At 49.4% G+C, this 1,198-nt stretch carries 1 protein-coding gene; it reads left to right on the top strand.

From position 1 onward, the window contains the following. Nucleotides 1-230 precede the first annotated feature (230 nt). The coding region (istA, locus tag ACVA53_RS24920) for an IS21 family transposase (RefSeq protein WP_446506626.1) at nt 231-1,198 on the top strand (968 nt) is incomplete at its 3' end.

Genomic DNA, 1,198 nt, shown 5'->3' with positions numbered 1-1,198 from the left:
TGCATGCGCCGGAGCAAACCGGACACCTATTCCGGCATTATCCGGACAGTCATTCCGTTTTAATCCGGACACCCATTCCGATTTAACCCGGACGATTTTGGCCTAACTCCGGAATCACTGTCCGGTTTAGCGGAAACCCTGTCCGGATACTCCGGAACTCCAATCTTTTCTCTTTTAAATCAATGCCTCACAATCTTTGTTGTCGATTTTAACGCAGCAAGGAAGTGAGAATGCCGAAAAAGAGAACGTCTATGGACAAAATCAAAGAGGTATTGCGCCTCAAATACGAGTGTCACCTATCACTCAGAAAAATCGCTTCCTGTACTAAAGTAAGCCGCTCAACGATCTCCGAGATCCTCACTCGCTTTGAGCACTATGGCGTTGGTTGGCCGTTGCCAGACAACCACTCAGAAGCTCAACTTGCTCAAGTGCTCTATCGTGCTAAAACCACATGCCTCAGCAAGGTGATGCCAAGCTTTAGCTATATCCACAAAGAACTACGCCGTCCCCCAATGACTAAGCAGTTGTTATGGGAAGAATATGTCGCTGAGCATCAAGAACGTGCTTATCGATACAGTCAGTACTGTGAGCACTATCGTCGTTGGCTTAAAAAGCAAAAGCGCAGTATGCGCCAGAGCCATCTGGCCGGAGATAAGCTCTTTATCGATTACTGTGGCCCCACCATCCCGATCATCAACCCAGAGACAGGAGAAGTTCGTAACGCTCAAATCTTCGTAGCAACACTGGGCGCTTCAAACTACACCTACGTCGAGGCCTGTGAAAGCCAAAGGCTAGAGCACTGGTTAGAGGCACATGCCAATGCCTTCGAGCACTTCGGTGGTGTTCCTGCATTGCTGGTACCAGATAACCTTAAGGCTGCTGTCACCAAAACAGATCGTTATGAGCCGAAGCTTAATGACAGTTACCGCCAGCTCGCCTACCACTATCAAACCGCAGTCATGCCGGCACGGCCATACAAACCCAAAGATAAGGCCAAGGCTGAGAATGCGGTTCTTGTTGTTGAGCGTTGGATCATGATGCGGCTGCGGAATGAGGTCTTCCATACCTTCAGAGAACTGAACCTGGCTATCAAAGAGCTCATGCAGTCATTGAATCAGCGGCGAATGAAAGAGCTGGATGCTAGCCGGACTGAGCTGTTCAACACACTGGACAAACCTGCCTTACGACCTCTGCCAGC

The organism is Photobacterium sp. DNB23_23_1, from assembly GCF_052873815.1.
The sequence above is the reverse complement of the archived record's forward strand: the minus strand, read 5'-3'. Positions and strand labels throughout refer to the sequence as shown.